Genomic DNA, 23,629 nt, shown 5'->3' with positions numbered 1-23,629 from the left:
TTGGCATGATACACACAAACTCTAAAGTATAGGTGGATATAGATGAAAAAAATTGTCATTCAAGGCAATCGTCCCTTAAAAGGAGAAGTGACGATCAGCGGGGCAAAAAATAGTGCAGTAGCGTTGATTCCTGCGGCGATTTTGGCTGATTCTCCTGTCGTATTAGAAGGGGTGCCGGATATTCAAGACGTGCACTCATTGATTGAAATTTTAGAAATTATGGGTGTTCAAACGCACTTTGAAGAAAACACACTGACGATCGATCCAACCGAGATCGTTTCGATTCCGATGCCAAGCGGCAAAATCAATAGTTTACGCGCTTCTTATTATTTCATGGGCGCATTATTAGGCAAGTTCGGTGAAGGAGTCGTGGGCTTACCTGGCGGCTGTTTCCTAGGTCCTCGTCCGATCGATCTGCATATCAAGGGATTCGAGGCGTTAGGGGCTACGGTTACGAATGAGCATGGCGCGATGTATTTGCGTACAAGTGAAGAGGGGCTTGCCGGAGAACGGATTTTCTTGGATATGGTATCTATCGGAGCGACGATCAATGTCATGTTGGCAGCTGTCAAAGCTAAAGGCAAGACGATCATCGAAAATGCCGCTCGCGAACCTGAGATCATTGATGTGGCAACTTTGCTGAACAACATGGGAGCCAAGATCCGTGGGGCAGGCACCAACGAGATCCGCATTGAAGGCGTCCAAGAATTACACGGTTGCCGCCATTCGATCATTCCCGATCGGATTGAAGCAGGCACTTATCTTTCTTTGGCGGCAGCAGCCGGTGAAGGAATCACCATCAAAAATGTCATTTATGAGCATCTTGAAAGCTACATCGCTAAATTAGAAGAAATTGGTGTGCGCATGGATATCAGTGAAGATGAAATCTATGTTTATCCATCGAAAGATTTAAAGCCAGCCAATGTAAAAACATACCCATACCCTGGTTTTGCTACCGACTTGCAACAACCGATCACTCCCTTACTTTTGAAAGCAAATGGCACGTCAGAAATTTTGGATACAATCTATGCAAAACGTGTCAATCACATACCAGAACTTGCACGGATGGGTGCGCAAGCAACAACGGAAGGCAATTTGATCTTGCTCAACGGACCGAGCCAGCTTCATGGCGCAGAAGTCGTTGCATCAGACTTGCGAGCAGGAGCTTGTTTAGTGATTGCTGGACTGATGGCTACGGGAACCACCACAGTCTTCAATGTCGAATATATTTTACGGGGATATGATCATATAATCGATAAACTTACAGCCTTAGGGGCTGACATTCAAATGGTAGAGGAGTAACTATGAGCGACTATCTAACAATGGCAGAACTGGAGAACAAAACGCTAAAAGAAATCTACACGTTTGCCAAAGAATTTCGAATTCCTTATTACAGCCAGATGAACAAAAAAGAATTATCACTGGCTGTTATTCGGGCCCAAGCAGAAAAACAGGGTTTCTTTTATATGGAAGGTATCCTTGATATCGTTGGACAGGAAGGTTATGGCTTTTTGCGTCCAATCAATTATGGCCCCAGTGCAGAAGATATCTATATTTCTTCTTCTCAGATTCGCCGCTTCAGTTTGCGAAATGGCGACAAAGTAGCGGGGAAAGCGAGACCGCCAAAAGAGTCAGAACGTTATTATGGTTTGATGCATGTAGAATCTGTGAATGGCAAAGATCCGGAAGAAGCAAAAGAACGGCCGCACTTCCCTGCATTGACGCCGCTTTATCCGAATCGTCATTTGAAATTGGAAACTACCCCTGGTCGTCTGTCAACACGGATGATCGACATGCTGGCGCCGGTTGGCTTTGGTCAACGGGGATTGATCGTTGCCCCGCCGAAAGCCGGGAAGACTAGTATCTTGAAAGAAATCGCTAACGGGATCACTGACAATCACCCGGATGTAGAGTTGATCGTCTTATTGATTGATGAACGCCCGGAAGAAGTGACGGATTTGGAACGAAGTGTCAAAGGAGATGTTGTTTCTTCGACCTTTGATCTGCAGCCTAGCAACCATACTCGGGTCTCTGAATTGGTTTTGGAGCGTGCCATGCGTTTAGTTGAAGACAAGCGTGATGTTGTGATACTGATGGATAGTATCACGCGTTTAGCGCGTGCCTATAACTTAGTCGTGCCACCAAGCGGCCGTACATTGAGTGGCGGGATCGATCCAGCCGCATTATACAAACCGAAGAAATTTTTCGGAGCTGCTCGGAATATCGAAGAAGGTGGCAGTCTGACGATTTTAGCCACTGCGTTAGTTGATACCGGCAGCCGAATGGATGATGTCATCTACGAAGAGTTCAAAGGAACCGGAAACATGGAACTGCAGCTCTCTCGCAGTTTAGCCGAGCGTCGTATTTTCCCAGCCATCGATATCAAGAAATCCGGTACCAGAAAAGAAGAGCTCTTGATGAGCAGCGAACAATTAGAAGAGACTTGGCGCTTGCGCAATAATATGACTGGTGATTCATTAGAATTCACGGAACAATTCCTACAGTTTTTAAGAAAAACAAAAACCAATGCGGATTTCTTGTCTGCTTTTCATGACGTACATTTTGGCGATAAACGGCCAAAAAGAAATCTAAAAAGATAATTGCATCGAAAAACGAAACATGGTAAGATAGTCATGTTGTAAAATCGACAAATCAACTCTGGTACAGCAAATGGACCAGGGCAAAGGAGAGAAGAAGAAATGAAACAAGATATCCATCCAGATTATCATCCAGTTGTATTCATGGACTCAACTACTGGTTTCAAATTCTTATCAGGTTCAACAAAGAATTCACAAGAAACTGTTGAGTGGGAAGATGGCAACACGTATCCATTGATCCGTGTCGAAGTAACATCTGATTCACATCCATTCTACACTGGACGTCAAAAATTCACACAAGCAGATGGACGTGTGGACCGTTTCAACAAAAAATACGGTCTCAAAGACGCGAACGCTGCGGAATAATTCTAACAAGGTTAGAACGTTGGTTTATCAACGATTTAGAGATGTTTTCCTTAGTCGGGGGCATCTCTTTTTTTGTGCATGTTGCGTTTCTTGTTGCGATATTATTTAAACTTAATTCGTCATGAATTGTGCAAAGCGATTACCAGTCTCTTCCCGCTTTTTATCAGTTACATGAGCATACACATTCATTGTTGTTTTTATATCTGTATGACCCATTCGCTCTTGAACTTCTTTGATAGGTACACCAGATTCAAGTAGGAGACTGCAATGAGTGTGACGAAATCCATGAACTGTCATATGATCTAAATTATTATCTTTAAGAATTTTTGTTAGTCGATGATTTAAAAAATCTAGATATAAAACTTTGTTTTCTTCTGAGGTAAAAAGTAATTGTTCTTCACTATCATGTTTTATCCCTAGTTTGAAGAAGAGCTCTTTTTGCTGTAATTTCCAACGTTTCAGAAGTTTGAGTGTCTCATCATCCAAAGATAACTCTCTGACACTTTTTCTGGTCTTAGGGGTTTGAAAAATTAATTTCCAACCATCAGAAGTAGCAACCGTCTGTTTAACAGATAAGGTTCCTTGACCAAAGCTTATATCTTTCCAACGTAATGCATGTAGCTCACCTTTCCTAAGTCCGGTAAATGCTAGAATTCTAAACATCAGGAATTCAGAAAAAGGCAACTGTTCTTTTGCTTTATCTAGAAAAATAATCAATTGTTTTTGGCTGTAGTAGGGCGCTGCGTAATCCTCTTGATCAATACCCATTTGTCTTTTTGGACGAATTACACCATTCATTGGGTTATTAGTAAGCAAGCGTACACTAATAGCATACTGAAAGATTTGAGAAGTAATCATAATCAAATTATTGAACTTTTTGTAATAGCTGAACCAATGATTTACTTTAGCCTGACAATAAGGGATAGTTATCTTGTTGATCGGAATTTTTCCGAAATGAGGTATGATATGCTTCTTTAGAGCAACTTTTTGAGCAGTAAGTGTACTTGCTTTCACAGTATTCTTATACTGTTCTAACCACATTTCTGCTACTTTTTCAAAGTGAAGGTTACTATCAAAAATAAAATCAGCGCTTTTTGATTTTAGAAGCAATCGAGATAAAGCAAGATTTGCCGCTTGTCTTGTTTTAAAACCACTACGATTAGTTTTTATTTCTTTACCAGTTAATGGGTCTTTACCAAGGTAAACATGAAATTTATAGGCAATTTCACCATTCTTCTTTTTATATTTCTTTATTTTCGCCATAAATATATTATCGTCCTTTCTTGCCCGCCAGCATGTCGAACGAGTGGCATCACTCCTTTCAATTTGGTATAATAAGCATGACAAATAAGCTTATTATTTGCGTATGCATCCACTCAAACTTTGGTCGGGGAGAGGGATGCTTTTTTTGTTAGATAGTTGCTTTAAAGATTGCAGCTTTTTCGAGTGAGATTAGTGGAGCAAAGTGAATTTCGATATCGCCGGTACTGTTCAAGCTAAAATGCTGTACACAATCCATTTGTTTGCCAGAAGCAACAGAATCCATTGTGTTATCGTTTGGATAAGATTCAGCTTTCTTATCATCTGGACCATACACTTCTAAATCAGCACCAACAGGAATATCGGAATCGCTGTTGTTTTTAATAGTGTAGCTAATCTTAACAACCGCAGCAGGATTAGAATCATCAAATTGATTTCTTTCATCAGTCAATTCAACATTAGTTAACGTATATTCAACATCGCCAACTTTTACTGTGTCCCCAACTGAGTAGAATTTATCTTCTTTGACAGTGGAGGATTCAGATGTTTGCTCGTCTTTTTTAGATTTTGAAGAAGAAACTTTCTCTCCGCCATTTGCAGATTGATTATCTTTATTGCCGCCAAGTGATCCGCCAACAGCAGCAACTATAATAACCACTAAAATCCAGAACCATACCTTTTTGTAAAAGGGTTTGTTCACCTTATACATTTTACCATCTTCGCCTCTAACTCTTTTTGCCATTTCTTATTCCTCGATTCTTTGATATAATATATTTGTACTGTCTCAGAAATGAGGTAAGGGCTTTTAGAAGTTGGAGCTTCTAAGAGCTTTATTTTTTTAGCAAAATATTTTCATGGGTTCAACGAAAATAGATTCGCTGTCAAAAGTAAAAATGTAATTGCGATGATAGTGCTTTGTTCCGTATTTATTATAATAATGTAAAAGAGCATCCTCTAAAAATTCTGCGGTGACATTTAGGTATTCACTACATTCGTATTTATTATTGCAACCATTTAGAGCGCAACTTAACAAGTCATCTAAGGTAATGAGCATCTCAATACCATATCTTCTAGCCTTCCACTCCTCTTTCCATGCACCAGAAGCTTTATAATCAAGAATGTTTCCTACGGTTCTTTTATAATGTCCGTATTCCTCAGCCAATACAACTTTTTTCTTCCGGTTAGTAATATTTTTCTCTAAATAAATCCTCCCGTTTCTATACAGAGCTGTAAATCCTGTTCCTGATTCAACAGCCCCCTCAATCACGGGTATTTCTTGTGAAATTCTTTCTATTAAAATCTCATAGTCATCCATGCCCAACCCTACTATCCTAAAAAGATTTATTTAAATTTATTATCGAATTTATTATCTAGTTCATCTAGAAAATCTTTAATACTATCTAACTCTTTCTGAGAAACTTTTCTTTCAGGATTTTCAGAATGAGCGGCGATTGTGTATATCCCGTTCTCTTCTTCCCTTTTTTGCTCAAAAAGTTTAAATGTTGCGAAATTGATCACTTCCTGTTTTCTTTTTGAATCCAATTGTGAGTACACATTCATTATTTCTTCAGGAGAATCAGTTTCTTCATTACCTTCTATGATGAAGCTTTTTGAGACATGGAAAAGATCAGATAAATTTTGTATAGCACCCATCCTGGGAGTTTTTAAACCTGTTTCCCAGTTTGAAACAGTTTGCTTGCTAACTCCAATTCTTGTCGCTAAATCTTCTTGTGTCATTTTGTATTTGTTCCTTAAGAAACTTATCTGCTTTCCTATTATATTCTCTTCCATAATGATTCCTCCTGATTTCTATAACGATATTTTATAACATTAAGTTATATAAATCAACATTAAGTTATACGAAAGTTATTATTTCCTCTTGACTATAACTTTAAGTTAGATTATCATGGTGGCAAGGAGGTGAGCTTCATGTTACAAATCACATTGAAAGCTGCAAGAGTAAACTCAGATTTGAAACAAGACGAAGTTGTATCTATTTTAAAGGACAAATTTGGAATATTAATTACAAGACAAAGGCTTGCTGAATATGAAAAGGATGCTACAGATGTGCCTATAAGCTTAGCGAAGAAGTTATCAAAAATATATGGTATACCAGATGACCATATTTTTTTTGGGAATATGTCAACTTTAAGTTATACTTTCCGGAATCTTAAAAAAGAGAAAGCGGGTTGAATTATATGCCAATAATTTCAGCACCTATCGAAATACCAGAAAGTTTTGGAGATGACTTAGCAGCTGTAATTGCTGCTAAAGTCATGCAAAACGTTAATGAATCAATCAAAGCCAACGAACTTCCACCATATCCAACGAGAAAGCAAGTTCGGCAGATTCTTAGAATTGGTGAAGAACGATTGAATGAATGGATTATTGAGGGATTGCCTCAAATCCCATTTGGCAAAGAAACAAGGTTCGATCGGGAAGATATCAAAAGATTCTTAAACTCCAAGAAAATTTAATGCCCGCCAGCATGTAGAAACAGGAGGAATCAATGAAGTATTCGCTTAATCAAGAATTATTGATCAACAGTTTAGTGAAAGAAAAAGTGAAAGATCTCCAACAGCTTCTTCACGATAAAAAAGACATACTAAGTGATCGACAACATGAGATCACAAGTAAGGAGCTAAAACAGTACCAAGAATTGCTTTATCGAAATAGAATAAATCGCCAATTGTGAAAGAGGTGAGTATATGAACAAAAAATGGCTAGCAGCGCTTCACAGTGACCCGCTTTATAAAGCAAGGCAATTACAAGCAATTGGATATGCAAGTTTGATTCTGAACGGTGTTCTGCTGTTTATTGTGTTTTTACTAATGATTGGAGGATAGAGAGATGTTCAAAGAAAGAGAGATTGTTTTTACAACAAACAGAATGTATGTGAAACCATATGTACAAAAAATCAAATCGATTATCTGGAATAAATTTGAATCGACTTGCGAAGTAGAGGACCGTTCATTTGATAGCGATGAAATCCCATCCATTGTGATGTACTTCATTGTTTCTGATGAACAATTTGAAAAACTTCAAGTTGCTTTACCTAAACTGCTACCTGATTTGATTAGTAAAGGAGGTATTCACTATGCATAACGATAAATTAGCGTTGACGTTGGCAGATAAATTGATGGCTAAAGTTTCAAGTTTACTTGATGCAGAAGTTAAAACAATCACTGCTGATTTACAAGATACACAAAAAGACATGGAAGCAAAACGTACAATTTCGTTAAAACTGGCAATTCAGATTACTAGCGATCATCGAGGAATAACGATTAGTGGCGAGTCAAATCATGGATTACCTAAACGCGAGTTAGATCCAGTGGTTTATCCAATTGATGTGAATAATTCTGGTCAAATCAATCTCTTTGAGGACGAATGAAGGGCAGGGGATGAACATGCTATCAAAAGCAATTGCCTTTTTAGAAAAGCTTCCAGCAGTAGTTTTGCGTGCAAGACTCATGAAAAGAGAAGAAGGTCGAGTGTATACGATAGAGGCTAAGACTGCTCAAGGCAAGGTGGAGCTTTTTCAACTTAGAGGAAGAACCTTGTATCATCATGTAGTTCATCTGGGTAAGCCTATCGAAGAAAAAGTATTATTTCAGTTTTCAGAACAAATAAAAAAGCCGCCATAAAGGCGACCCTGAGTTTGGTATAACAATATCTCTGACAAGATGATTATACCATTCTCAGATATTTTTTGCAAAAAAACGCTGATATTTAGGCGTTTTATCGTCCTTGTAATAGATACTAACTTAACGGACAAAGAGAAATAGCTGAGGTGTGTCATGAGGAAATCGTTTGTTAGAGAGCGGAGAGTAGAAGCTGGTCCATACAAAGAAATTCGGCTATATAGCAGAACATTTGAACAAGAAAGAAAGTGTAAGGAGCCAAGAGGGCGCAGAAAGAAAGTAACTGGTCTATCTCAAGCAAGATGGAATCAAGCACAAAGCAAGAGGAAAGCTGCATTGTTTCTATATGCAAACTTTGGGGAACGTGATTACTATGCAACCTTTACTTACTCCAATCAATTTCTACCAGAAAAACCAGCTGATGCAAAACGCGATCAAGATAATACATTAAAGAAATTGAAGCGCTTATACGCAAAAGAAGGTTATGAGCTCAAATATATGTGGTTCACTTCTTATCAATATGATGAGGAAGTAGGATATATCACTCGAATCCACCATCATATCGTTTTGAATCACGGACCATCAAGGGATGATATTGAGCAAATATGGTCTAAAGGACGAGGGAAGAAGAAACAACCTTTAGGAAGAAGGCAAGTTCAAACTATTCAATATGATTCTGATGGCATGCAAGGATTAGTCAATTACTTAACTGGTCAAGAAAAGTGGGAAAACCGCCAGTGGAAGAAAGGTCAAAAGCGATGGTCAAAGAGTCGCAATCTAAAAGAACCAGCCGAAACTACAAATGATAATTATTGGTCGTTTAGAAAACTGAATAAATTAGGTTTGGCCAACGATGATGGAGCAGAAGAAATTCTAAAAAGGTTTCCAGGGTATCGCATTCTGGGTGACATTTTAAAAATCTATGATGAAGATCGTGGATGGTATTTCAAAGTAGAGCTATTCAGAAACGATGATGGATAGTAAAGGGAGGAAAGGACTTTTGAAAACAAAGAATTATTTAGTGGCTTGTTATGACAACACTGACAGAATTTTTATGATGCAAGAAATGATGTTGATGATCAATATTAATCCGGAAACAAGAGGGCAATTTTTAGCGAGCGCGAAACGTTCAGAATTGTTTTCTGATGATAGATGTATAAAGTTTGCTACTAGATTAGAAATAGATAGATTAGATGGGGCTTTCTTTTTTGGGATGGCTACAAGTGAAAGATATAGCTCTTTAGCAGACAAAGAAAAATATAAGCGTATTTATGACCGTTCTATCCGGCAATACGGAGAAAATGATCGAGATAGCTTTTTGAGGAATTTAATTGATCAAGTAAAGAAAGAAGGTCGAAGCGATGTATTCCACAAATTGGAGAAATAGACAAAGCAATGACCAAGGAAGATTATTTGAAAATTTGATTGACCAAGCATGCTTGTATTACAAAAACAAAGGTATTGCGATGATCGAGAAAACACCAGAACCTTTTCGAGTAAAAAAAATTAATAGCGATGGCAGTATGACAGTTTTCCCGATTGGTAAAGCCCAACCCGATTACAAAGGTACTCTTATAAACGGGCAAGCGATTGTTTTTGAAGCAAAGATGACTACAAAGGACAGAATCAATAAAAGAGTGATCACAGAACACCAAGCAATTTGTTTAGACATACACAGCGAGTTTGGAGCGATGACTGGTGTTTGCTGCATGATCAAAAAAACTGTTGGTTTTGTTCCTTGGAGCGATTGGCAAAACATGAAAGAAAAGTATGGTCGTCAATACTTGTTGGAGGAAGAACTAAAGGAATATCAGGTTCCGACTCCTGGTTTCATTGATTTTCTGAACAAAAGTAGGTGGTAAGCCATGTCAAATCCGATTGATGATTTTAGAACAGCTCGAATAGGCTTTGAAATGTTCTGTGAAGTTCGAGACTGGCAGCTTGAACGTTTTGTTGTCAATAGCAAAAACTCTGAGCAATATTTAGGAACTTGCTTTGATAATGAGCAGGCAGAGAGAAAAACGTTTCTTATTTCAAAATCTGGAAAGTATTACTTGCTGCTAGGAGATAAAAAATTTGTCCCGTACAGTTACGTTTTGGATTCGTTTAGTGGTGAATACAGTCATGCAGAAAAATGAAACTTGGCTATGTTGCGGAAGAGAACCTTGGCAATCACAATTTGTCGCGATAATCGAAAAAAGACTATCCAAGTCATGCATTGTAAGAATCGTGTCTACTGAAACGTGGGATGATCACTTGATCGATTACTATCTGGGACGGACAGTCATTGAAAACAAAAAAATGATTCGAAAGATTTAAGGCATCGATACTAAAAAGAGAAGGTGATCTAGTGAAAGTTCAAATGTACAAGATTGACTATGTGGATTGGAAAGGTCGCAATGCGGTGATGTATTTGCATGGCTACAGTAGATCAGAAGTCGAAAAACAAGCGATGGTTGCACAAGGCGTGTTCAAAATAACCAAAATTACTGTTAGTCAGTAGTTGAAATTGATGTATCAATATATTGTGGGCGAAAATTAGTTCCCACGATATATTGTGTATAACTTTGTGGATATGTGTAAAACTAAAATTTGGAGGAATAAACATGGATGAGTTAATAAAATCAGTTGAGCAATGGGCTAGGAACAAAGGATTGGATGAAGCGGAATCTAGTAAACAAATGCTGAAAGTTGTAGAAGAAACTGGTGAAGTTGCAGCTGCATTAGCTAGAAGTGACCAAGATGCACTACGTGACGGCATCGGAGATGTTGTAGTGACTTTGATTATTTTAGCTTTGCAAAACGACATGGATTTATACGAGTGCTTGAATTTAGCATATGAAGAAATCAAAGGTCGGACCGGAAAGATGGTCAACGGTGTTTTCGTTAAGTCCAGTGATCTGAAATAATTCCACAATCGGAAGAGATAACGGAATGAGGTGGAAGGATGTCATTATCAGCAGAAATCAGAGAGTTAAAAGTTATTTGTGAATATGTTAATGACACGCATGAACTAGATGCGACAGTGGGAACAGAAACCATATTATTCACAGTTTGGGATAGCAATGCTATAAAGCAGCACGACATCGAAATGACTTTCGAAGAATGGAATACGTTCAAAAAAATAATCGATATGGGTATAGTTCGAGAAAGAGGTAAGTGACAGAAATAGCGGAAATGGAGGATTAGATGAAAACATTTAATATCAGCTGGGAGAGAAAGTAGCAAGTATCTATAGATATCGAAGCGGAAACTATTGAAGAAGCTTACGAGAAATGGAATAACGGTGGCTATGAAGGTAAAGTTGATGTGGATGATGAGGATATACTATCCGATTATGTTGACATAGATGGAGATTCTTATTATTTAGATCACTTTGAAAAAGTCAGATTTGGGAGTCAGTAATTCACGCAATTGATGACAGAATTGGGGGATGGAAGTGTATATAAATTTGATTACATTTTTTTGCTTGATAGGATTGATAATTAACTTATTTAAAATAAATAGAACGATTAAGTTGAATAGCAAAAAAAAGAATAGCCATTAAACTATTCTTTAAAAAAGTCATTTAGTTGTTCACTATGTTTTTTGTCTTCGTTTGGAAAGGATTCATCGTTAAGGATAATTGGCGTAACATTTTCTAAAGTTAATTCAATTATTTTTCTGAGTGAAAATAAACTCGAGGAGTTAGATGAGATATGTTCGTTTTGATCTAGTTTCTGATTAGGATAAAAATAAAGTGCTATTTCTTCAATTATTTCATCTGGGAATGACATGGCCCTGTATGAAGCCAACAAGAAAACCCCTTGTTTTGTACTTAATATGAATGAAGTTTTTGCATTAAAATGTTGTGTTAATTCTAGACTTTTAGCTTTGAATTTAAAGGTATTGTTTTTATATGGTTGCCAAACATAGATGTGGTCAAGTGTTCCTTCAATAAGTTTTTGAATGATTTGTGAATTTTTCATTTTTATAACCTCTCAATATAAGTTTTTAAGTTAATAAAATGTCGTCTTGTCAGTTCCCAGTTATTTTCTTTAATCCCTTGAGACAAATTTTTGAGTGTCTTCCGCTTTCTCTTTTTTAAAAAAGGGTAAGTTTCTTCTATGGTAATCAAAAATTCTCGTAACTGTGAACCAATGTTCTTGTCAAATGAAGTAGAATTGATGAACTTTTCAAATCCATCCATTTCACCAATAATTTGATTTCGCCTGGAGCGCAAGTATTCTTCATCTTTAGCAGATTCAATTTTTGACTTTATTCTAAAAGACATAATCAAAGTCAATACGGAAACTATTAAAGAGAATAAGGAAACTAAGGAGTCTACTTGTTGTGAGAAGAAAATGATTGAATTCCAAATATCTTTTAAATTCATAGTTGTCTCCTTGATAAAATTAATTAGATACAAATTATATTATGTTCACAAAAATTATATCAAATTAAACAAAAAAAGCACTAACTATTAACGGTACTAAATATGTTATCCACCAAAATAACCAACTGAAGGAGGGTATAGCAGTGCTTAACAAAGAAAACATTATGGACATTATCCAGTCACATAAAGCCGAGATTAACGAAATTTCTAGTGAGCTAATTAAGGCAAAAGAGTTGGGATTGGACATTCCAGAGCTGACAAAGATAGCTCAAAGTAGATTGGAATATTTATATGACAAAAAATATCGTTATGAAGTGCAGGCGAAAGCCTGGGGCTTAATTGATTGGATCAACTGGGAACGAGTACTTAGTGAGTATGATATGTAATTCAGCTATCCGACGAAATAATGGAAAAAGAACCCACGTTTATGTAGGTCCTTAATAGGGTGGATAAAATTCGAGATTAGAATTGATGATTTCTTTTTCATAGTTTTTTACTTCTCTGAGTTTAAATTTGTTGTCTAATGACCATTCAATACCCCGAGCGTCTGTAAAAAATATTAAAACGACGTCATGTTTACCACCCATTGAATGACCGCGGTCTTTCATCAAAATCTTGGATTCCGTCGGGTAACATAATTCCAAAAACTTTATATCATTATAAGTTCCAAGTTGTTCTTCAAGAGAAGGACCTGATTGGTTTAAAACTGAAATGATAAAAACATTGTGTATAGGTAGGTTAGATTCATTATGCAATGTCACAAGAAGACCATCTTCAGCAGATCTACTTGAAGCATATATTTTAGATGCTTGATCTCTTAATAAGAGTAATTTTCTTTCTCTTAGCTCCTTTAATGAAAAATAGAGTGCGAAAAAAACAGATCCTATCGTACCTATAGCCGTAATTGAGTTAAGAAAGATTTGATACGTATCAGAGTAAAAAAAGTTCATCAGGATCACCTCATCTAAATAATACTTTTATATTACCATATTAAAGGAAGAAGAATAGTAGTTTTATATAAACGTGCAAGTCAGCAATCGTCAGCGATTAATGAATGGAGGCCTTATAGTGAGCAGAAGAATAGATGTTTGGTTAAACGCAGATGGAGGTAACGACATCTATGCAACAATTGAAGTGGAAGATGATGCTACAAATGAAGTTATTGAGAAAGAAGCAAAGCAAGCAATTTTTAATTATGTTGACTGGGGTTGGGTAGAACAGGAGCAAGCCGATGAAAACTAGCCATTCTGTCATCATAATACTGCTAACCATACTCGGTCTAAGTTGGTTATCCTATACAATTGTGGGTCAACAACAGCAAATTGAGCAGTTAGAACAGCAGTTACAAGAAGTGCAAAGGAAGTATGAAATTATCAAGAATGATCCGTTAGCACGGGATGTGATGGAAGCAGGAGGGTGAAAGATGGAGATTGTATCGACTTTAATACTACTTATAGTTTGCGGGTATCTAGTTTATCGATTCGGATTATATGCCTATAAAAAAGGACTGTCAGATGGATTTGAAGAAACAATTGAATACTTAGAAGAAATCGAACTCTATACTGGAAATTGGTTAGAAAAACAAGAGCCGGGAAGCCATCGATTCCATTATGTTAAAGGGAATCTTGATGCTGTTGAACATATTAAAGGAGCTGTAATTATTTTCAAGGAATTCGGAGGATAAAGAAATGTTAACAGAAATAGCCCAAATTGCATTTCATGGTAAAAACTCAAATAACGAAGAAGTCATGAAAACTTGTTTAGAAAAAATATGGATTATGGCTACTGAAAATGTTTCAGGACCAAGAGCTGCTCAAATTATGAATGACTACCAGAAAGATAAAATCAAAGCGGATGATGATCGTGGCGCATATTTAATAAAAAAATATGGCACATTTAAAGGTCACCCAAAATTTAAGTTGGCCCTCGATTTCTTTCAAATGAGTAATGACCGCTTTTTTGAAATTTATAAATTTAACTTTGTTCCTGAAGGTGAATTGTATAAGGTTGCAAGATCATATATAACCGGAAGGCAGTTGAGTAAAGGAATGCTAACTTCGGTAAGCATTCCAGCTCAATTTTTTAAAGAACCTGGAATGAAAATCAAAATTCCAAGCAGCATCACAAGCCAGGTCCGAAATTCTGTAAACAGTTCATTAAACAGTTCATTTAGGTTAGGAGGGTGACAGATGGAATTAAAAAGATCAAGCATTGAAAAAATGAGTGACGGAATAGACCTCTTCTTTCAAGGGATAGGCGAGTTGTTCGCAGAAGTTGCATCTGTTGTGTCTAAAGTGTTCAAGCAAATTGATTGGACACTGCTAGTGAAAGTTTCAAATGACCCAGAAATAAAGAAATATTTCGCAATATACCGTAGGACAAAGAACTCCAGAATCAAGAAGAAACAGTTAAAGAAAATTAAAGCTAAACTATATGGAGATATGTTATGACAGTTGCAGTGTTAGGGTTCACAGGATTCGTCTTATTAATGATTGCTGCAGTCGTTGTAGGAAAGAAGATGGACGAGAGAGAAGGCAAATAAATAAGCCACTTCCTTTTTGGAAAGTGACCGACGCAAGATTATTTTACCATAAAAGGAGTGGCGTTTGTGAGGTTTCAATGGCTTAAAAACTATCAAGAATTGGAAGAGCAGATTCTCTTCATGAAATGGAATCTTAACAAAAGTAAGTTGGAATTGGAACGGTGGGTCAGTGGCGATTTAGCAAACGTCCGCCTTGAAAAGAATTCTAGAGCAGCTTCTTTGGAAGAGAATATACAAATAATTGAAAAGGAAATCAATCGATTAGAAGAACAGTTAAATGAGATGACTCTTTTGATAAAGTCATTTAAAGGATTAGATAATCAAATTATGTATTTAAAATATGTTGAAGGCATGACACTTGAAAAAATTGCTGAAAATCTGAACTACAGCACGTCTTATATACAAAAGAAACACACTGAGTCAAGAAAGGCTATTGATTTCGTAGATGAGTTTCTTGTAAATAAAAGTAAATTGAAGATGAAAATATCTTTACAAGATCAAAGAGAAAAGTTGCACAAAAGTTGCACTACTAATTCTAGTTTTAAACTTGATTAGTATGGATTATATTAATAGCGTAGAAGAAACGGACATACGTTCATTGGACTGCTCACAATATTTCAATAAACGAAAGGAGGAAATCTCCTTATCGCACTTTCTTCTTTAGCAAAATAAAAGGCAGCACATTAATTTGATGGAGGTGATCCCTCTTTTCAAAATTCGCTAGTGCTGTCTTTTTATTATGGAATCAGATAGAAAGGAGGATGAATATGATTGCGTTGGCTGATTTAATTCTTGATGGTGTCATCTACTGTGAAAAGAATATGCAGCTTGAAGTATTAAAGAGGAAAGGAAAGTATTCTGTTTTGCGTAACCCCGATGGCATTAAATTCAAAGTTAGCAATGAAGTGTTGCGGTTATATTTTGCCCCTCCCCCTTACTCAGTAAGAAGGAGAGTTTATAGTAATGGCACTAAGAGCTGATAAACAAGGACCACATCGGGTAGCCTTTGAAAAGAACAGAAAGAGAATACTTAAGACAGAGAATGTCTGTGGTATCTGTGGCAAGCCCGTCAATAAGAAGCTCAAGGCGCCTGATCCAATGAGTCCAGTGATTGATCATCTCATTCCAGTGTCGAAGGGAGGGCATCCGTCAGCGATTGAGAACCTGCAGTTAGCCCATTGGACTTGCAACAGGCAAAAGTCTGACAAAATGTTTAATGCTAAACAAGAAGAGCCAAAAGTAATTGGAAATAGAAATCTTCCACAAAGCATTGATTGGCTTTCTTACAAGGGTTAAGCCATAAACGAGAAATAACATTAAAGAGAAAATCAAAAGCGTCACACGAGAAATTATAGGGGGCGTACCTCCCCTGCCGTCCTTGCGGGCGGACTTCACGCCGTCACTGTACATTTTTTCTCGCGCGACTTTTTGAAAGGAGTGAAATAATGGAAATTTATGGCATTGAGTACCTAAGAAACAAGCTAGCTACACATAAAATTCGTGTTGATTTAAGGTATAGACAATACGATATGAAGAAGAATGAATCAAGCTTCGGAATCACAATTCCACCTGAAATAAGAAAAAGGTATCGATCAGTTTTAGGGTGGTGCGCCAAAGGGGTGGATGCTTTGGCTGATCGTTTAGTTTTTCGTGAATTTGAACATGATGATTTTGAAGTAAACGAAATTTTTGAAGCAAATAACCCGGATGTCTTTTTTGATAGCTTGGTTTTATCATCGTTGATTGCTTCTTGTTCATTCGTTTATATTTCAAAAGGCGAAGGTGATATTCCTCGTCTGCAAATTATTGAAGCAAGCAATGCAACAGGCATAATTGATCCAATTACTGGTTTGCTAACTGAGGGGTATGCAGTTCTCGAAAGAGATAAAGATGGAAAGCCATCTATCGAAGCATATTTTCTGCCTGGCTTAACTTATTACTATTATGCTGATGAAAATATACCAGACGAATCTATCGAACATAGTTTCGACTATCCGTTATTAGTGCCTGTGATTCACCGCCCAGATGCAGTTCGGCCATTTGGTCGTTCTCGTATTACACGATCCGGTATGTATTACCAGTCATACGCAAAACGTACACTAGAACGTGCAGATATCACCGCAGAATTTTACTCATTTCCGCAAAAATATGTTTTAGGAACAGATCAAGATTCAGAACCATTGGATACTTGGAAGGCAACCATTTCAGCGATGCTCGAATTTACAGTTGGAGAAGGCGACAATGTTCCAACAGTGGGACAGTTCACAACTTCAAGCATGACACCTTTCACAGAACAATTAAAAACTGCAGCTGCTGGATTTGCAGGTGAGACAGGACTTACATTGGATGATTTAGGATTTGTTTCTGATAATCCGTCATCGGTTGAAGCGATTCGGGCTAGTCATGAAAACTTAAGGCTAGCTGGACGTAAAGCACAACGATCGTTAGGATCTGGAATATTGAACGTAGCATTTATTGCTGCTTGTTTACGTGATGACTACCCTTATTTTAGATATCAGTTTGCAAAAACAATTCCTAAATGGGAACCATTATTTGAAGCTGATGCCAACTCGTTAACATTAATTGGAGATGGTGCGATTAAATTGAATCAAGCAATTCCAGGTTATATCAATAGCGAAATAATTAGAGATTTAACTGGAATAAAAGGTGGCGATAGTAATGGATAACGACATTGTTCCCGCATTACTTAATAAAATCAAAAATGAATTTAGTGAGCAGACAATCAACAGCCAGAAGTTGAAGTCTGCTTTTTCTTTGCTCAGAAATCGTAAGGCCACATATAAAAATGTAAATGAGTTTGCTATTGAAATTGGAGAAATATTAGCAAATGTATTAGGCAGCAATATCAGCATTGACATTCTTCCTGACGGGAAAATGTATTTTAATATTGCTGATCGGTTACTTAATGAAACGCTGAAAAATAATTACGATTTGATTTCAAATTTTGCTATTGATGTTCAAGAGCAATTAAACAAAGAAGCGGCAATTAAAATTAAAGGTCAGAAACCTGATTTCAATCAAGATAGGGTAAATGGTCTAGTAAATAAAATATCTGCAGCAGAAGATTTCGATTCTGTTAAGTGGGTATTAGGGGAACCAGTCGTTAATTTTAGTCAAAGTGTTGTTGACGATGTTATTAAAGCAAATGTAGATTTCCACGCGAAATCTGGACTAAGACCAAGAATCAACAGAACCTTAGTTGGCCATGCTTGTGATTGGTGCAGAAGTTTAGCTGGATCATTTGATTATTATGATTTACCAGATGATATTTACCGAAGGCACGAAAGGTGTAAATGTATTGTTGAATATAATCCGGGCGATGGTCGAAAACAAAATGTATGGTCAAAAGCTTGGACTGATCCACATAAGGATCAGAAAATTCAAGCTAGAAAAAACATAAATTTGAGAAAGGATGCGTGATCCAATATCTCCCAGCGACAGGGTTATCATGCACGATCGAGATTGAAAGGGGATAGTTTATGACTACTAAAGTGAAATTTGGTAATCAACATCCTACTCAATCGGTAATTATTCCATTTGATGAAACTCTATCTCAAGAAGCGATTAGCTACTATGAACGAAGCGGATTATCAGTATATGAATGGCAACGGAGTTTGCTAGCACCAATCATGGCAGTTGATGAAGACGGCTTATGGATTCATCAAAAATATGGGTATTCTATTCCTCGGCGAAACGGGAAAACTGAAATCGTGTATATGCGAGAAATATATGCGCTGGAAAAAGGTCAGAGTGTTTTACATACAGCGCATCGAATTAGTACTTCTCATTCGTCTTTTAAAAAGATGAAAAAGTACATGGAAATGATGGGGTATGTCGAGGGAAGAAAAAACGAAGGCGCAGATTTCAATTCAATTAAAGCCAAAGGGCAAGAAATGATTGAATTGTATGAAACCGGAGGCGTAATTCAATTCAGAACACGGACATCTAGTGGTGGACTTGGTGAGGGATTCGACCTTCTTGTGATTGATGAAGCCCAAGAATACACCAAAGAACAAGAATCAGCCCTAAAATATACTGTTACTGATAGTGACAACCCCCAAACAATTATGTGTGGTACACCACCTACGCCGGTTTCGAGTGGAACTGTTTTTACGGGTTATCGCGATACTACGCTATTCGGTAAATCGAAATATTCTGGATGGGCCGAATGGTCAGTAGAGGATATGAAAGATATCCATGATGTTGACGCTTGGTACAATTCCAATCCTTCATTAGGTTATCATTTGACCGAAAGAAAGATTGAAGCGGAACTTGGTGATGACAAACTCGATCATAACATACAGCGTTTAGGGTACTGGCCTAAGTACAATCAAAAATCTGCTATTTCTGCTGGTGATTGGTCAAGGTTAAAAGTAGCAGCTCTACCTGTATTGAAGGGTCCGCTGTATGTTGGTATCAAGTATGGGAATGATGGCCAGAATGTTGCAATGAGTATTGCGGTTAAAACTTTATCGGGAAAAATATTCGTTGAAACAATTGATTGTGTGTCTGTAAGGAATGGCAATCAATGGATCATTAATTTCTTAAAAAACGCTAACGTGAATGCAGTGGTCATTGACGGTGCCGGTGGTCAAAATATTCTAACTAAAGAAATGGAAGATTTTAAACTCAAAGCGCCAATCCTTCCAAAAGTATCCGAAATCATTACTGCCAATTCATTATGGGAACAAGGGATATTTCAACAAACAATTTGCCACAAAGATCAACCTTCTCTAAGTTCAGTAGTAACGAATAGCGAGAAGCGTAATATCGGCAGCAATGGTGGATTTGGTTATAAATCGCAATTTGAAGATAGAGATATCTGTTTAATGGATAGTGCATTATTAGCACATTGGGCTTGTAGTATTAAGAAGCCTAAGAAAAAACAACAAAAAAGGTATTAGACGACTATTTAGCGGTAGTCGTTTTTTAATACACAAAATTACCGAACTGCCGGGCAAGCAGGAGAAAGGAAGTTTGTATTATGACATTCAAAGCAATTGAAACACAAGAGGAACTGGACCGAATTATTCAGGAGAGATTGAGTCGTGAAAAAGGAAAGCTCGCTGATTACGATAAGATCAAAACACGTAATGCTGTATTAGAAACAGAAGTAGATGCTTTGAAATCCACAATCGAAGAAACAAACAATGCCGCTAAGACTCATGAGCAAACAATAGCTGATCTTAATAAACAAATCGCTGAGAAAGAAACAGTGAATTTGCGTACAAGAATTGCATTGCAAAATGGATTACCTATTGATTTAGCGGATCGCTTGGTTGGAGATGATGAAGAAAGTATCAAAGCTGATGCAGAACGGTTAGCGAGTTTTGTAAGTAAGAAACAAACGCCGCCACCTTTGAAAAATACTGAAAATAATTTAGGTGAAGGAAAAGATGGCGCTTATAAAAATCTAATTGAAAATCTTAATTTAGAAGGAGAGTAATATTATGTCAACATTATCAAAAGGAAGTTTATTTGATCCAGAATTAGTTACAGACCTTATTAACAAAGTGAAAGGAAAAAGTTCTTTAGTAGCTTTATCTCAACAAAAGCCGATTCCATTTAACGGTCAAAAAGAATTCACTTTCACTATGGATTCTGAAATTGATATCGTTGCAGAAAATGGGCAAAAAAGCCATGGTGGTATTTCAATTGCACCATTGACAATTGTACCAATCAAAGTTGAATATGGCGCTCGGATTTCTGATGAATTTATTTATGCTTCAGATGAAGACAAAATTGATATTGTCAAAGCGTTCAATGATGGTTATGCTCGTAAATTAGCACGTGGGTTAGATTTGATGGCGTTTCATGGCATCAATCCTCGTTCCGGTACGGCATCTGCAGTCATTGGTACCAATCATTTTGACAGCAAAGTAACGCAAACAGTTGACTTTAATGCAGCAGATCCAGATGTAAACATTGAAACGGCTGCTTCAATGGTACAAGGTGCGGAAGGTGCAATTTCGGGTATGGCGATGGATCCGCAGTTTTCAGCTGCCTTAGCATCTTATAAAGTGAACGGTGTTAAACAATTTCCAGAATTAGCCTGGGGTGCAAATCCGGGAGCTGTTCGTGGAATCCCAACTGATATCAATCGCACAGTATCTAACGGAGGGAATGACTTGGTTATAATTGGTGACTTTGCCTCCATGTTCAAATGGGGATATGCAAAAGAAATTCCACTAGAAGTTATCAAATATGGTGATCCTGATGGCAGCGGAAAAGATTTGAAAAATTATAACCAAGTATACTTACGTTCTGAAACCTATTTAGGCTGGGGAATCATGGATGGAAGTAGCTTTGCACGTGTGATCAAACCTGCAGGAGGCGGACAGTAATGGAATATAAAAACACAAAAACAGGGGTTACTTTCAGTAGCCCTTGTGTTGTTTCTGGTGGCGATTGGGTCTTAGTTGCAGATGAGCCAAAAACTGATGAAGAACCAAAAGCGATTAATGAAGAAGAAACTGAAAATAATGCTGATGAAACTAAAACGCCAGTTGATGCTCCAGAACAACAAGCCGATGAAAAAGATGAACAAGTGGCTGGATTAGAAGGCATTACTAAAAAACAAATCATGCAGGAATTAGACGCATTTGGCATCAAGTATAACCCTAGCTCTAAAAAACAAGAATTGTACGATTTGATGATGCAAGGGAAGTGATTTCATGGCAGCCTTTGCAACTATTGATGATTTGTCAAACCTATGGCGTGCCCTTAAGCCAGAAGAAATTACACGTGCTGCTGAATTACTTGATGTCGTTTCTGATTCCTTACGAATGGAAGCTGATAAGGTAGGTAAAGATTTGGACAATATGATTAGTATGAAACCAGATTACTTTTTGAATGTTGTCAAATCAGTAACTGTTGATGTTGTAGCTAGAACATTAATGACATCAACTGATCAGGAGCCTATGACCCAGTATGCAGAAGGAGCACTGGGTTATTCTGTTTCTGGATCGTACCTTGTGCCGGGTGGCGGTTTATTTATTAAAAACAGCGAATTGAGCCGCCTTGGTTTAAGACGGCAACAGATGGGAGTGATTGAACCTTATGGCAATTTTGAAAGGAATAACAATTCAATTGGTGGATTTGACAAAGACGGGAACTGATCCATTCGGGAATCCAATCTACGAAGAAGCAGATATTGATGTTGAAAATGTCTTAGTTACTCCTACTTCCACTGATGATATTGTCAACCAACTTACTTTAACTGGAAAAAAAGCTGTATATACGTTAGCAATCCCGAAAGGAGATACTAATGATTGGGAAGACAAAGAAGTAAAATTCTTTGGTAAACGATGGAAAACCTTTGGCTTTCCTACAGAGGGTATCGAAGACTTAATCCCACTTGATTGGAATAAGAAAGTAATGGTGGAACGTTATGGCTAAGATGAAATTCAAGTTGAACCGGAGTGGAGTAGCAGCTCTAATGAAGTCCAATCAGATGCAAGGTGTATTAGAAGAGAAAGCAACTGGTGTGAGAAATAGAGCTGGCGAAGGTTACAAACAAGATATTTATGTAGGTAAAACGAGAGCGAATGCGATGGTATATGCGGATACATACCAAGCAAAAAAAGACAATATGAAAAATAATACCCTCTTAAAGGCGGTGCGATAAATGATTGAAATTGTGATCAAGAATTTTCTTGATAGTCATTTGTCTGTGCCATCTTTTTTAGAAAAACAAGGGAAGATGCCAGAAAGCTATGTTCTATTTGAAAAGACTGGTAGTGGTGAAAGTAATCATATTTCTTCTTCAACGTATGCATTTCAAAGCTATGCACCAACATTATATGAAGCAGCTGTGTTGAATGCTGAATTAAAGGCAGTTTTAAAAGAATTGATTACACTTGATGAAATTAGCAGAATCAAGTTGAACAGTGATTATAACTATACGGATACAACTACGAAAGAATACCGATATCAAGCTGTTTTTGATATCACTCATTATTAGGAGGTAATAAAATGTCAGATGCAAAAAATGTATCAACAGCTAAACCCAAGGTAGGTGGAGCTATTTATTCGGCACCATTGGGAACAACAGTACCCAAGAATGCTAAAGAAGAATTGAATGCTGCTTTTAAACCTTTGGGTTACATTTCAGAAGACGGTATGACTAACTCAAATACTCCATCAAATGAAAATATTAAAGCTTGGGGAGGGGATACTGTTGCTTCGGTACAAACCGAAAAAGAAGACACTTTTACGTATACGTTGATTGAAGCAACAAACGTTGAGGTACTTAAAGAAGTCTATGGATCAACAAATGTGTCCGGTACTTTAGATACTGGAATTACGATCAAAGCTAATTCAAAAGAATTAGAAGAACATGCGATTGTTGTTGATATGATCCTAAAAGGCGGCAACTTGAAAAGAATCGTTATTCCGACCGCAAAAGTATCAGAAATCGGTGAAATTACTTATACAGACGCAGATGCAGTAGGTTATGAAACAACTATTACTGCTATTCCGTCTGATGATGAGGGAAATACTCACTTCGAATACATTCAGAAACCAGCAGCTAGTACAGGAGGTTCAGGTCAATGATTAAAGGGGAAACAAATTCAGGGTTTAAGTATTCTATCGAAAAAAAACGATTAGATAATTATGAACTTTTAGAAGTAATTAACGAAGTTGGCGAAAATCCTACACTTATTCCCAAAGCCTTAAAACTTTTGCTTGGACAAGAGCAAGCCAATGCATTAAAAGAGCATGTACGTGATGAAGATGGTATTGTTCCAGCTGAAAAGATGATAGAAGAATTGGGGGATATTTTTCAAAACCAAGCACAAACAAAAAACTCTTAATCCTCGCCGGA

Annotated in this window: 45 protein-coding genes; 38 read left to right on the top strand and 7 right to left on the bottom strand. The window is 37.2% G+C overall.

Annotation, left to right across the window (positions count from 1 at the left end):
* Positions 1-42: 42 nt before the first annotated feature.
* The 3 genes from ACTFWY_RS13860 to ACTFWY_RS13850 all read left to right on the top strand — a co-directional run bounded on the left by ACTFWY_RS13860 (position 43) and on the right by ACTFWY_RS13850 (position 2,963).
* A complete protein-coding gene (locus ACTFWY_RS13860; protein WP_138371562.1) occupies positions 43-1,302 on the top strand; it encodes a UDP-N-acetylglucosamine 1-carboxyvinyltransferase in 1,260 nt (419 codons plus the stop codon).
* A gap of 2 nt (positions 1,303-1,304) precedes the next feature.
* Positions 1,305-2,600, top strand: a complete 1,296-nt coding sequence (gene rho, locus ACTFWY_RS13855) for a transcription termination factor Rho (protein ID WP_003127377.1) — start codon at positions 1,305-1,307, stop codon at positions 2,598-2,600.
* A 99-nt stretch (positions 2,601-2,699) separates the two neighbouring features.
* Positions 2,700-2,963, top strand: a complete 264-nt coding sequence (locus tag ACTFWY_RS13850) for a type B 50S ribosomal protein L31 (RefSeq protein ID WP_005228304.1) — start codon at positions 2,700-2,702, stop codon at positions 2,961-2,963.
* Between the two features lie 111 nt (positions 2,964-3,074).
* Here ACTFWY_RS13850 and ACTFWY_RS13845 read toward each other — a convergent pair whose 3' ends face one another.
* From ACTFWY_RS13845 to ACTFWY_RS13830, 4 genes are all read right to left on the bottom strand, one after another.
* Positions 3,075-4,226: a tyrosine-type recombinase/integrase gene (locus ACTFWY_RS13845; RefSeq protein ID WP_155853335.1), complete on the bottom strand. Its 1,152-nt coding sequence runs from the start codon at positions 4,224-4,226 to the stop codon at positions 3,075-3,077.
* 148 nt (positions 4,227-4,374) lie between these two features.
* A complete protein-coding gene (locus ACTFWY_RS13840) occupies positions 4,375-4,965 on the bottom strand; it encodes a DUF5067 domain-containing protein (protein WP_137264766.1) in 591 nt (196 codons plus the stop codon).
* A gap of 96 nt (positions 4,966-5,061) precedes the next feature.
* Positions 5,062-5,538 (bottom strand): ImmA/IrrE family metallo-endopeptidase, encoded by a 477-nt coding sequence (locus ACTFWY_RS13835; protein ID WP_137264767.1) that lies wholly within the window; start codon positions 5,536-5,538, stop codon positions 5,062-5,064.
* Between the two features lie 26 nt (positions 5,539-5,564).
* The gene (locus ACTFWY_RS13830) at positions 5,565-6,014 is read right to left on the bottom strand and encodes a helix-turn-helix domain-containing protein (protein WP_423121672.1); all 450 of its coding nucleotides are present in this window, start codon (positions 6,012-6,014) and stop codon (positions 5,565-5,567) included.
* A 138-nt stretch (positions 6,015-6,152) separates the two neighbouring features.
* Between ACTFWY_RS13830 and ACTFWY_RS13825 the strand changes: the two genes are divergently transcribed.
* From ACTFWY_RS13825 to ACTFWY_RS13760, 14 genes are all read left to right on the top strand, one after another.
* Positions 6,153-6,416, top strand: a complete 264-nt coding sequence (locus tag ACTFWY_RS13825; RefSeq protein ID WP_439927099.1) for an XRE family transcriptional regulator — start codon at positions 6,153-6,155, stop codon at positions 6,414-6,416.
* A 5-nt stretch (positions 6,417-6,421) separates the two neighbouring features.
* Positions 6,422-6,700: a helix-turn-helix domain-containing protein gene (locus ACTFWY_RS13820; protein WP_131731870.1), complete on the top strand. Its 279-nt coding sequence runs from the start codon at positions 6,422-6,424 to the stop codon at positions 6,698-6,700.
* A gap of 32 nt (positions 6,701-6,732) precedes the next feature.
* Entirely contained in the window at positions 6,733-6,918 is a 186-nt protein-coding gene (locus ACTFWY_RS13815) for a hypothetical protein (RefSeq protein WP_137264769.1), read from the top strand.
* A gap of 13 nt (positions 6,919-6,931) precedes the next feature.
* On the top strand, positions 6,932-7,069 hold the full coding sequence (locus ACTFWY_RS13810; protein WP_174784185.1) for a hypothetical protein: 138 nt from the start codon (positions 6,932-6,934) through the stop codon (positions 7,067-7,069).
* Positions 7,070-7,073: 4 nt separating this feature from the next.
* Entirely contained in the window at positions 7,074-7,328 is a 255-nt protein-coding gene (locus tag ACTFWY_RS13805; protein WP_137264770.1) for a hypothetical protein, read from the top strand.
* Positions 7,321-7,614, top strand: a complete 294-nt coding sequence (locus ACTFWY_RS13800; RefSeq protein ID WP_137264771.1) for a hypothetical protein — start codon at positions 7,321-7,323, stop codon at positions 7,612-7,614. The genes ACTFWY_RS13805 and ACTFWY_RS13800 overlap by 8 nt, the downstream gene beginning before the upstream one ends.
* A gap of 10 nt (positions 7,615-7,624) precedes the next feature.
* Positions 7,625-7,867, top strand: a complete 243-nt coding sequence (locus ACTFWY_RS13795) for a hypothetical protein (RefSeq protein WP_231130302.1) — start codon at positions 7,625-7,627, stop codon at positions 7,865-7,867.
* Between the two features lie 153 nt (positions 7,868-8,020).
* Positions 8,021-8,845, top strand: a complete 825-nt coding sequence (locus ACTFWY_RS13790; RefSeq protein ID WP_165483308.1) for a rolling circle replication-associated protein — start codon at positions 8,021-8,023, stop codon at positions 8,843-8,845.
* A gap of 19 nt (positions 8,846-8,864) precedes the next feature.
* Entirely contained in the window at positions 8,865-9,251 is a 387-nt protein-coding gene (locus tag ACTFWY_RS13785) for a hypothetical protein (protein ID WP_137264772.1), read from the top strand.
* The gene (locus tag ACTFWY_RS13780; RefSeq protein WP_137264773.1) at positions 9,226-9,726 is read left to right on the top strand and encodes a Holliday junction resolvase RecU; all 501 of its coding nucleotides are present in this window, start codon (positions 9,226-9,228) and stop codon (positions 9,724-9,726) included. Before ACTFWY_RS13785 ends, ACTFWY_RS13780 begins: the two co-directional genes overlap by 26 nt.
* Before the next feature lie 3 nt (positions 9,727-9,729).
* A complete protein-coding gene (locus ACTFWY_RS13775; protein WP_137264774.1) occupies positions 9,730-10,002 on the top strand; it encodes a hypothetical protein in 273 nt (90 codons plus the stop codon).
* 212 nt (positions 10,003-10,214) lie between these two features.
* Complete coding sequence (locus ACTFWY_RS13770; RefSeq protein ID WP_155853337.1) at positions 10,215-10,367, top strand: hypothetical protein; 153 nt, start codon at positions 10,215-10,217, stop codon at positions 10,365-10,367.
* A gap of 103 nt (positions 10,368-10,470) precedes the next feature.
* On the top strand, positions 10,471-10,773 hold the full coding sequence (locus tag ACTFWY_RS13765) for a MazG-like family protein (RefSeq protein ID WP_137264776.1): 303 nt from the start codon (positions 10,471-10,473) through the stop codon (positions 10,771-10,773).
* A gap of 38 nt (positions 10,774-10,811) precedes the next feature.
* Positions 10,812-11,027, top strand: a complete 216-nt coding sequence (locus ACTFWY_RS13760; RefSeq protein WP_137264777.1) for a hypothetical protein — start codon at positions 10,812-10,814, stop codon at positions 11,025-11,027.
* A 385-nt stretch (positions 11,028-11,412) separates the two neighbouring features.
* Here the strand turns inward: ACTFWY_RS13760 and ACTFWY_RS13755 are convergent, their stop codons facing one another.
* Positions 11,413-11,832 (bottom strand): hypothetical protein, encoded by a 420-nt coding sequence (locus ACTFWY_RS13755; protein WP_021149562.1) that lies wholly within the window; start codon positions 11,830-11,832, stop codon positions 11,413-11,415.
* A 2-nt stretch (positions 11,833-11,834) separates the two neighbouring features.
* Positions 11,835-12,239 carry a hypothetical protein gene (locus tag ACTFWY_RS13750; protein WP_134874622.1) on the bottom strand — a complete coding sequence of 135 codons (405 nt, stop codon included), beginning with the start codon at positions 12,237-12,239 and terminating at the stop codon, positions 11,835-11,837.
* Positions 12,240-12,382: 143 nt separating this feature from the next.
* Between ACTFWY_RS13750 and ACTFWY_RS13745 the strand changes: the two genes are divergently transcribed.
* Complete coding sequence (locus ACTFWY_RS13745) at positions 12,383-12,625, top strand: hypothetical protein (RefSeq protein ID WP_081131761.1); 243 nt, start codon at positions 12,383-12,385, stop codon at positions 12,623-12,625.
* A gap of 51 nt (positions 12,626-12,676) precedes the next feature.
* Here the strand turns inward: ACTFWY_RS13745 and ACTFWY_RS13740 are convergent, their stop codons facing one another.
* Positions 12,677-13,189, bottom strand: coding sequence for a hypothetical protein (locus ACTFWY_RS13740; protein ID WP_137264778.1), 513 nt, complete (start codon positions 13,187-13,189; stop codon positions 12,677-12,679).
* 118 nt (positions 13,190-13,307) lie between these two features.
* Between ACTFWY_RS13740 and ACTFWY_RS13735 the strand changes: the two genes are divergently transcribed.
* From ACTFWY_RS13735 to ACTFWY_RS13640, 20 genes are all read left to right on the top strand, one after another.
* Positions 13,308-13,481 carry a hypothetical protein gene (locus ACTFWY_RS13735; protein WP_155853339.1) on the top strand — a complete coding sequence of 58 codons (174 nt, stop codon included), beginning with the start codon at positions 13,308-13,310 and terminating at the stop codon, positions 13,479-13,481.
* Positions 13,471-13,659 (top strand): hypothetical protein, encoded by a 189-nt coding sequence (locus ACTFWY_RS13730; protein WP_137264779.1) that lies wholly within the window; start codon positions 13,471-13,473, stop codon positions 13,657-13,659. The genes ACTFWY_RS13735 and ACTFWY_RS13730 overlap by 11 nt, the downstream gene beginning before the upstream one ends.
* A 3-nt stretch (positions 13,660-13,662) precedes the next feature.
* Positions 13,663-13,923 (top strand): hypothetical protein, encoded by a 261-nt coding sequence (locus ACTFWY_RS13725; RefSeq protein WP_137264780.1) that lies wholly within the window; start codon positions 13,663-13,665, stop codon positions 13,921-13,923.
* Positions 13,924-13,927: 4 nt separating this feature from the next.
* Entirely contained in the window at positions 13,928-14,425 is a 498-nt protein-coding gene (locus ACTFWY_RS13720) for a hypothetical protein (RefSeq protein ID WP_155853340.1), read from the top strand.
* Between the two features lie 3 nt (positions 14,426-14,428).
* Positions 14,429-14,689, top strand: coding sequence for a hypothetical protein (locus ACTFWY_RS13715; protein ID WP_137264782.1), 261 nt, complete (start codon positions 14,429-14,431; stop codon positions 14,687-14,689).
* A 158-nt stretch (positions 14,690-14,847) separates the two neighbouring features.
* Positions 14,848-15,336 (top strand): hypothetical protein, encoded by a 489-nt coding sequence (locus ACTFWY_RS13710; protein ID WP_137264783.1) that lies wholly within the window; start codon positions 14,848-14,850, stop codon positions 15,334-15,336.
* A gap of 212 nt (positions 15,337-15,548) precedes the next feature.
* Complete coding sequence (locus ACTFWY_RS13705; RefSeq protein WP_137264784.1) at positions 15,549-15,761, top strand: hypothetical protein; 213 nt, start codon at positions 15,549-15,551, stop codon at positions 15,759-15,761.
* Positions 15,745-16,077 (top strand): HNH endonuclease, encoded by a 333-nt coding sequence (locus tag ACTFWY_RS13700; protein ID WP_131731849.1) that lies wholly within the window; start codon positions 15,745-15,747, stop codon positions 16,075-16,077. The genes ACTFWY_RS13705 and ACTFWY_RS13700 overlap by 17 nt, the downstream gene beginning before the upstream one ends.
* 149 nt (positions 16,078-16,226) lie before the next feature.
* A complete protein-coding gene (locus ACTFWY_RS13695) occupies positions 16,227-17,468 on the top strand; it encodes a phage portal protein (RefSeq protein ID WP_131731848.1) in 1,242 nt (413 codons plus the stop codon).
* Positions 17,461-18,222 carry a hypothetical protein gene (locus ACTFWY_RS13690; protein WP_131731847.1) on the top strand — a complete coding sequence of 254 codons (762 nt, stop codon included), beginning with the start codon at positions 17,461-17,463 and terminating at the stop codon, positions 18,220-18,222. The genes ACTFWY_RS13695 and ACTFWY_RS13690 overlap by 8 nt, the downstream gene beginning before the upstream one ends.
* Before the next feature lie 59 nt (positions 18,223-18,281).
* Positions 18,282-19,706, top strand: coding sequence for a terminase (locus ACTFWY_RS13685; RefSeq protein WP_131731846.1), 1,425 nt, complete (start codon positions 18,282-18,284; stop codon positions 19,704-19,706).
* An 80-nt stretch (positions 19,707-19,786) separates the two neighbouring features.
* The gene (locus ACTFWY_RS13680) at positions 19,787-20,248 is read left to right on the top strand and encodes a capsid assembly scaffolding protein Gp46 family protein (protein ID WP_131731845.1); all 462 of its coding nucleotides are present in this window, start codon (positions 19,787-19,789) and stop codon (positions 20,246-20,248) included.
* 4 nt (positions 20,249-20,252) lie between these two features.
* Entirely contained in the window at positions 20,253-21,146 is an 894-nt protein-coding gene (locus ACTFWY_RS13675; RefSeq protein WP_131731844.1) for a phage major capsid protein, read from the top strand.
* A complete protein-coding gene (locus tag ACTFWY_RS13670) occupies positions 21,146-21,472 on the top strand; it encodes a hypothetical protein (RefSeq protein WP_131731843.1) in 327 nt (108 codons plus the stop codon). Before ACTFWY_RS13675 ends, ACTFWY_RS13670 begins: the two co-directional genes overlap by 1 nt.
* A 4-nt stretch (positions 21,473-21,476) precedes the next feature.
* The gene (locus ACTFWY_RS13665; protein ID WP_131731842.1) at positions 21,477-21,920 is read left to right on the top strand and encodes a phage Gp19/Gp15/Gp42 family protein; all 444 of its coding nucleotides are present in this window, start codon (positions 21,477-21,479) and stop codon (positions 21,918-21,920) included.
* A complete protein-coding gene (locus ACTFWY_RS13660; protein ID WP_131731841.1) occupies positions 21,862-22,200 on the top strand; it encodes a hypothetical protein in 339 nt (112 codons plus the stop codon). Before ACTFWY_RS13665 ends, ACTFWY_RS13660 begins: the two co-directional genes overlap by 59 nt.
* Positions 22,193-22,429 (top strand): hypothetical protein, encoded by a 237-nt coding sequence (locus ACTFWY_RS13655; RefSeq protein WP_041120510.1) that lies wholly within the window; start codon positions 22,193-22,195, stop codon positions 22,427-22,429. The genes ACTFWY_RS13660 and ACTFWY_RS13655 overlap by 8 nt, the downstream gene beginning before the upstream one ends.
* The gene (locus ACTFWY_RS13650) at positions 22,430-22,765 is read left to right on the top strand and encodes a hypothetical protein (protein WP_131731840.1); all 336 of its coding nucleotides are present in this window, start codon (positions 22,430-22,432) and stop codon (positions 22,763-22,765) included.
* Positions 22,766-22,776: 11 nt separating this feature from the next.
* Positions 22,777-23,358, top strand: coding sequence for a phage tail protein (locus ACTFWY_RS13645; protein ID WP_131731839.1), 582 nt, complete (start codon positions 22,777-22,779; stop codon positions 23,356-23,358).
* The gene (locus ACTFWY_RS13640) at positions 23,355-23,618 is read left to right on the top strand and encodes a hypothetical protein (protein ID WP_041120505.1); all 264 of its coding nucleotides are present in this window, start codon (positions 23,355-23,357) and stop codon (positions 23,616-23,618) included. Before ACTFWY_RS13645 ends, ACTFWY_RS13640 begins: the two co-directional genes overlap by 4 nt.
* Positions 23,619-23,629 lie beyond the last annotated feature (11 nt).

This window comes from Enterococcus sp. 125944 (assembly GCF_051909435.1).
In the GTDB taxonomy this organism is placed as follows: domain Bacteria; phylum Bacillota; class Bacilli; order Lactobacillales; family Enterococcaceae; genus Enterococcus_D; species Enterococcus_D gallinarum.
This window is presented reverse-complemented; position numbering and strand designations above follow the sequence as displayed.

Excerpts from the sequence above, each read along its gene's own strand:
- ACTFWY_RS13820 (WP_131731870.1), top strand. The coding sequence starts at position 6,422 with ATGCCAATAATTTCAGCACCTATCGAAATACCAGAAAGTTTTGGAGAT.
- ACTFWY_RS13690 (WP_131731847.1), top strand. The coding sequence starts at position 17,461 with ATGGATAACGACATTGTTCCCGCATTACTTAATAAAATCAAAAATGAA.
- ACTFWY_RS13700 (WP_131731849.1), top strand. The coding sequence starts at position 15,745 with ATGGCACTAAGAGCTGATAAACAAGGACCACATCGGGTAGCCTTTGAA.
- ACTFWY_RS13860 (WP_138371562.1), top strand. The coding sequence starts at position 43 with ATGAAAAAAATTGTCATTCAAGGCAATCGTCCCTTAAAAGGAGAAGTG.
- ACTFWY_RS13665 (WP_131731842.1), top strand. The coding sequence starts at position 21,477 with ATGGCAGCCTTTGCAACTATTGATGATTTGTCAAACCTATGGCGTGCC.
- ACTFWY_RS13650 (WP_131731840.1), top strand. The coding sequence starts at position 22,430 with ATGATTGAAATTGTGATCAAGAATTTTCTTGATAGTCATTTGTCTGTG.
- ACTFWY_RS13850 (WP_005228304.1), top strand. The coding sequence starts at position 2,700 with ATGAAACAAGATATCCATCCAGATTATCATCCAGTTGTATTCATGGAC.
- ACTFWY_RS13810 (WP_174784185.1), top strand. The coding sequence starts at position 6,932 with ATGAACAAAAAATGGCTAGCAGCGCTTCACAGTGACCCGCTTTATAAA.
- ACTFWY_RS13655 (WP_041120510.1), top strand. The coding sequence starts at position 22,193 with ATGGCTAAGATGAAATTCAAGTTGAACCGGAGTGGAGTAGCAGCTCTA.
- ACTFWY_RS13765 (WP_137264776.1), top strand. The coding sequence starts at position 10,471 with ATGGATGAGTTAATAAAATCAGTTGAGCAATGGGCTAGGAACAAAGGA.
- ACTFWY_RS13740 (WP_137264778.1), bottom strand. The coding sequence starts at position 13,189 with ATGAACTTTTTTTACTCTGATACGTATCAAATCTTTCTTAACTCAATT.
- ACTFWY_RS13640 (WP_041120505.1), top strand. The coding sequence starts at position 23,355 with ATGATTAAAGGGGAAACAAATTCAGGGTTTAAGTATTCTATCGAAAAA.
- ACTFWY_RS13750 (WP_134874622.1), bottom strand. The coding sequence starts at position 12,239 with ATGAATTTAAAAGATATTTGGAATTCAATCATTTTCTTCTCACAACAA.
- ACTFWY_RS13660 (WP_131731841.1), top strand. The coding sequence starts at position 21,862 with ATGGCAATTTTGAAAGGAATAACAATTCAATTGGTGGATTTGACAAAG.
- ACTFWY_RS13815 (WP_137264769.1), top strand. The coding sequence starts at position 6,733 with ATGAAGTATTCGCTTAATCAAGAATTATTGATCAACAGTTTAGTGAAA.
- ACTFWY_RS13645 (WP_131731839.1), top strand. The coding sequence starts at position 22,777 with ATGTCAGATGCAAAAAATGTATCAACAGCTAAACCCAAGGTAGGTGGA.
- ACTFWY_RS13790 (WP_165483308.1), top strand. The coding sequence starts at position 8,021 with ATGAGGAAATCGTTTGTTAGAGAGCGGAGAGTAGAAGCTGGTCCATAC.
- ACTFWY_RS13760 (WP_137264777.1), top strand. The coding sequence starts at position 10,812 with ATGTCATTATCAGCAGAAATCAGAGAGTTAAAAGTTATTTGTGAATAT.
- ACTFWY_RS13705 (WP_137264784.1), top strand. The coding sequence starts at position 15,549 with ATGATTGCGTTGGCTGATTTAATTCTTGATGGTGTCATCTACTGTGAA.
- ACTFWY_RS13695 (WP_131731848.1), top strand. The coding sequence starts at position 16,227 with ATGGAAATTTATGGCATTGAGTACCTAAGAAACAAGCTAGCTACACAT.
- ACTFWY_RS13835 (WP_137264767.1), bottom strand. The coding sequence starts at position 5,538 with ATGGATGACTATGAGATTTTAATAGAAAGAATTTCACAAGAAATACCC.
- ACTFWY_RS13725 (WP_137264780.1), top strand. The coding sequence starts at position 13,663 with ATGGAGATTGTATCGACTTTAATACTACTTATAGTTTGCGGGTATCTA.
- ACTFWY_RS13675 (WP_131731844.1), top strand. The coding sequence starts at position 20,253 with ATGTCAACATTATCAAAAGGAAGTTTATTTGATCCAGAATTAGTTACA.
- ACTFWY_RS13805 (WP_137264770.1), top strand. The coding sequence starts at position 7,074 with ATGTTCAAAGAAAGAGAGATTGTTTTTACAACAAACAGAATGTATGTG.
- ACTFWY_RS13825 (WP_439927099.1), top strand. The coding sequence starts at position 6,153 with ATGTTACAAATCACATTGAAAGCTGCAAGAGTAAACTCAGATTTGAAA.
- ACTFWY_RS13720 (WP_155853340.1), top strand. The coding sequence starts at position 13,928 with ATGTTAACAGAAATAGCCCAAATTGCATTTCATGGTAAAAACTCAAAT.
- ACTFWY_RS13830 (WP_423121672.1), bottom strand. The coding sequence starts at position 6,014 with ATGGAAGAGAATATAATAGGAAAGCAGATAAGTTTCTTAAGGAACAAA.
- ACTFWY_RS13840 (WP_137264766.1), bottom strand. The coding sequence starts at position 4,965 with ATGGCAAAAAGAGTTAGAGGCGAAGATGGTAAAATGTATAAGGTGAAC.
- ACTFWY_RS13685 (WP_131731846.1), top strand. The coding sequence starts at position 18,282 with ATGACTACTAAAGTGAAATTTGGTAATCAACATCCTACTCAATCGGTA.
- ACTFWY_RS13780 (WP_137264773.1), top strand. The coding sequence starts at position 9,226 with ATGTATTCCACAAATTGGAGAAATAGACAAAGCAATGACCAAGGAAGA.
- ACTFWY_RS13795 (WP_231130302.1), top strand. The coding sequence starts at position 7,625 with ATGAACATGCTATCAAAAGCAATTGCCTTTTTAGAAAAGCTTCCAGCA.
- ACTFWY_RS13845 (WP_155853335.1), bottom strand. The coding sequence starts at position 4,226 with ATGGCGAAAATAAAGAAATATAAAAAGAAGAATGGTGAAATTGCCTAT.
- ACTFWY_RS13755 (WP_021149562.1), bottom strand. The coding sequence starts at position 11,832 with ATGAAAAATTCACAAATCATTCAAAAACTTATTGAAGGAACACTTGAC.
- ACTFWY_RS13680 (WP_131731845.1), top strand. The coding sequence starts at position 19,787 with ATGACATTCAAAGCAATTGAAACACAAGAGGAACTGGACCGAATTATT.
- ACTFWY_RS13715 (WP_137264782.1), top strand. The coding sequence starts at position 14,429 with ATGGAATTAAAAAGATCAAGCATTGAAAAAATGAGTGACGGAATAGAC.
- ACTFWY_RS13775 (WP_137264774.1), top strand. The coding sequence starts at position 9,730 with ATGTCAAATCCGATTGATGATTTTAGAACAGCTCGAATAGGCTTTGAA.
- ACTFWY_RS13800 (WP_137264771.1), top strand. The coding sequence starts at position 7,321 with ATGCATAACGATAAATTAGCGTTGACGTTGGCAGATAAATTGATGGCT.
- ACTFWY_RS13670 (WP_131731843.1), top strand. The coding sequence starts at position 21,146 with ATGGAATATAAAAACACAAAAACAGGGGTTACTTTCAGTAGCCCTTGT.
- ACTFWY_RS13730 (WP_137264779.1), top strand. The coding sequence starts at position 13,471 with ATGAAAACTAGCCATTCTGTCATCATAATACTGCTAACCATACTCGGT.
- rho (WP_003127377.1), top strand. The coding sequence starts at position 1,305 with ATGAGCGACTATCTAACAATGGCAGAACTGGAGAACAAAACGCTAAAA.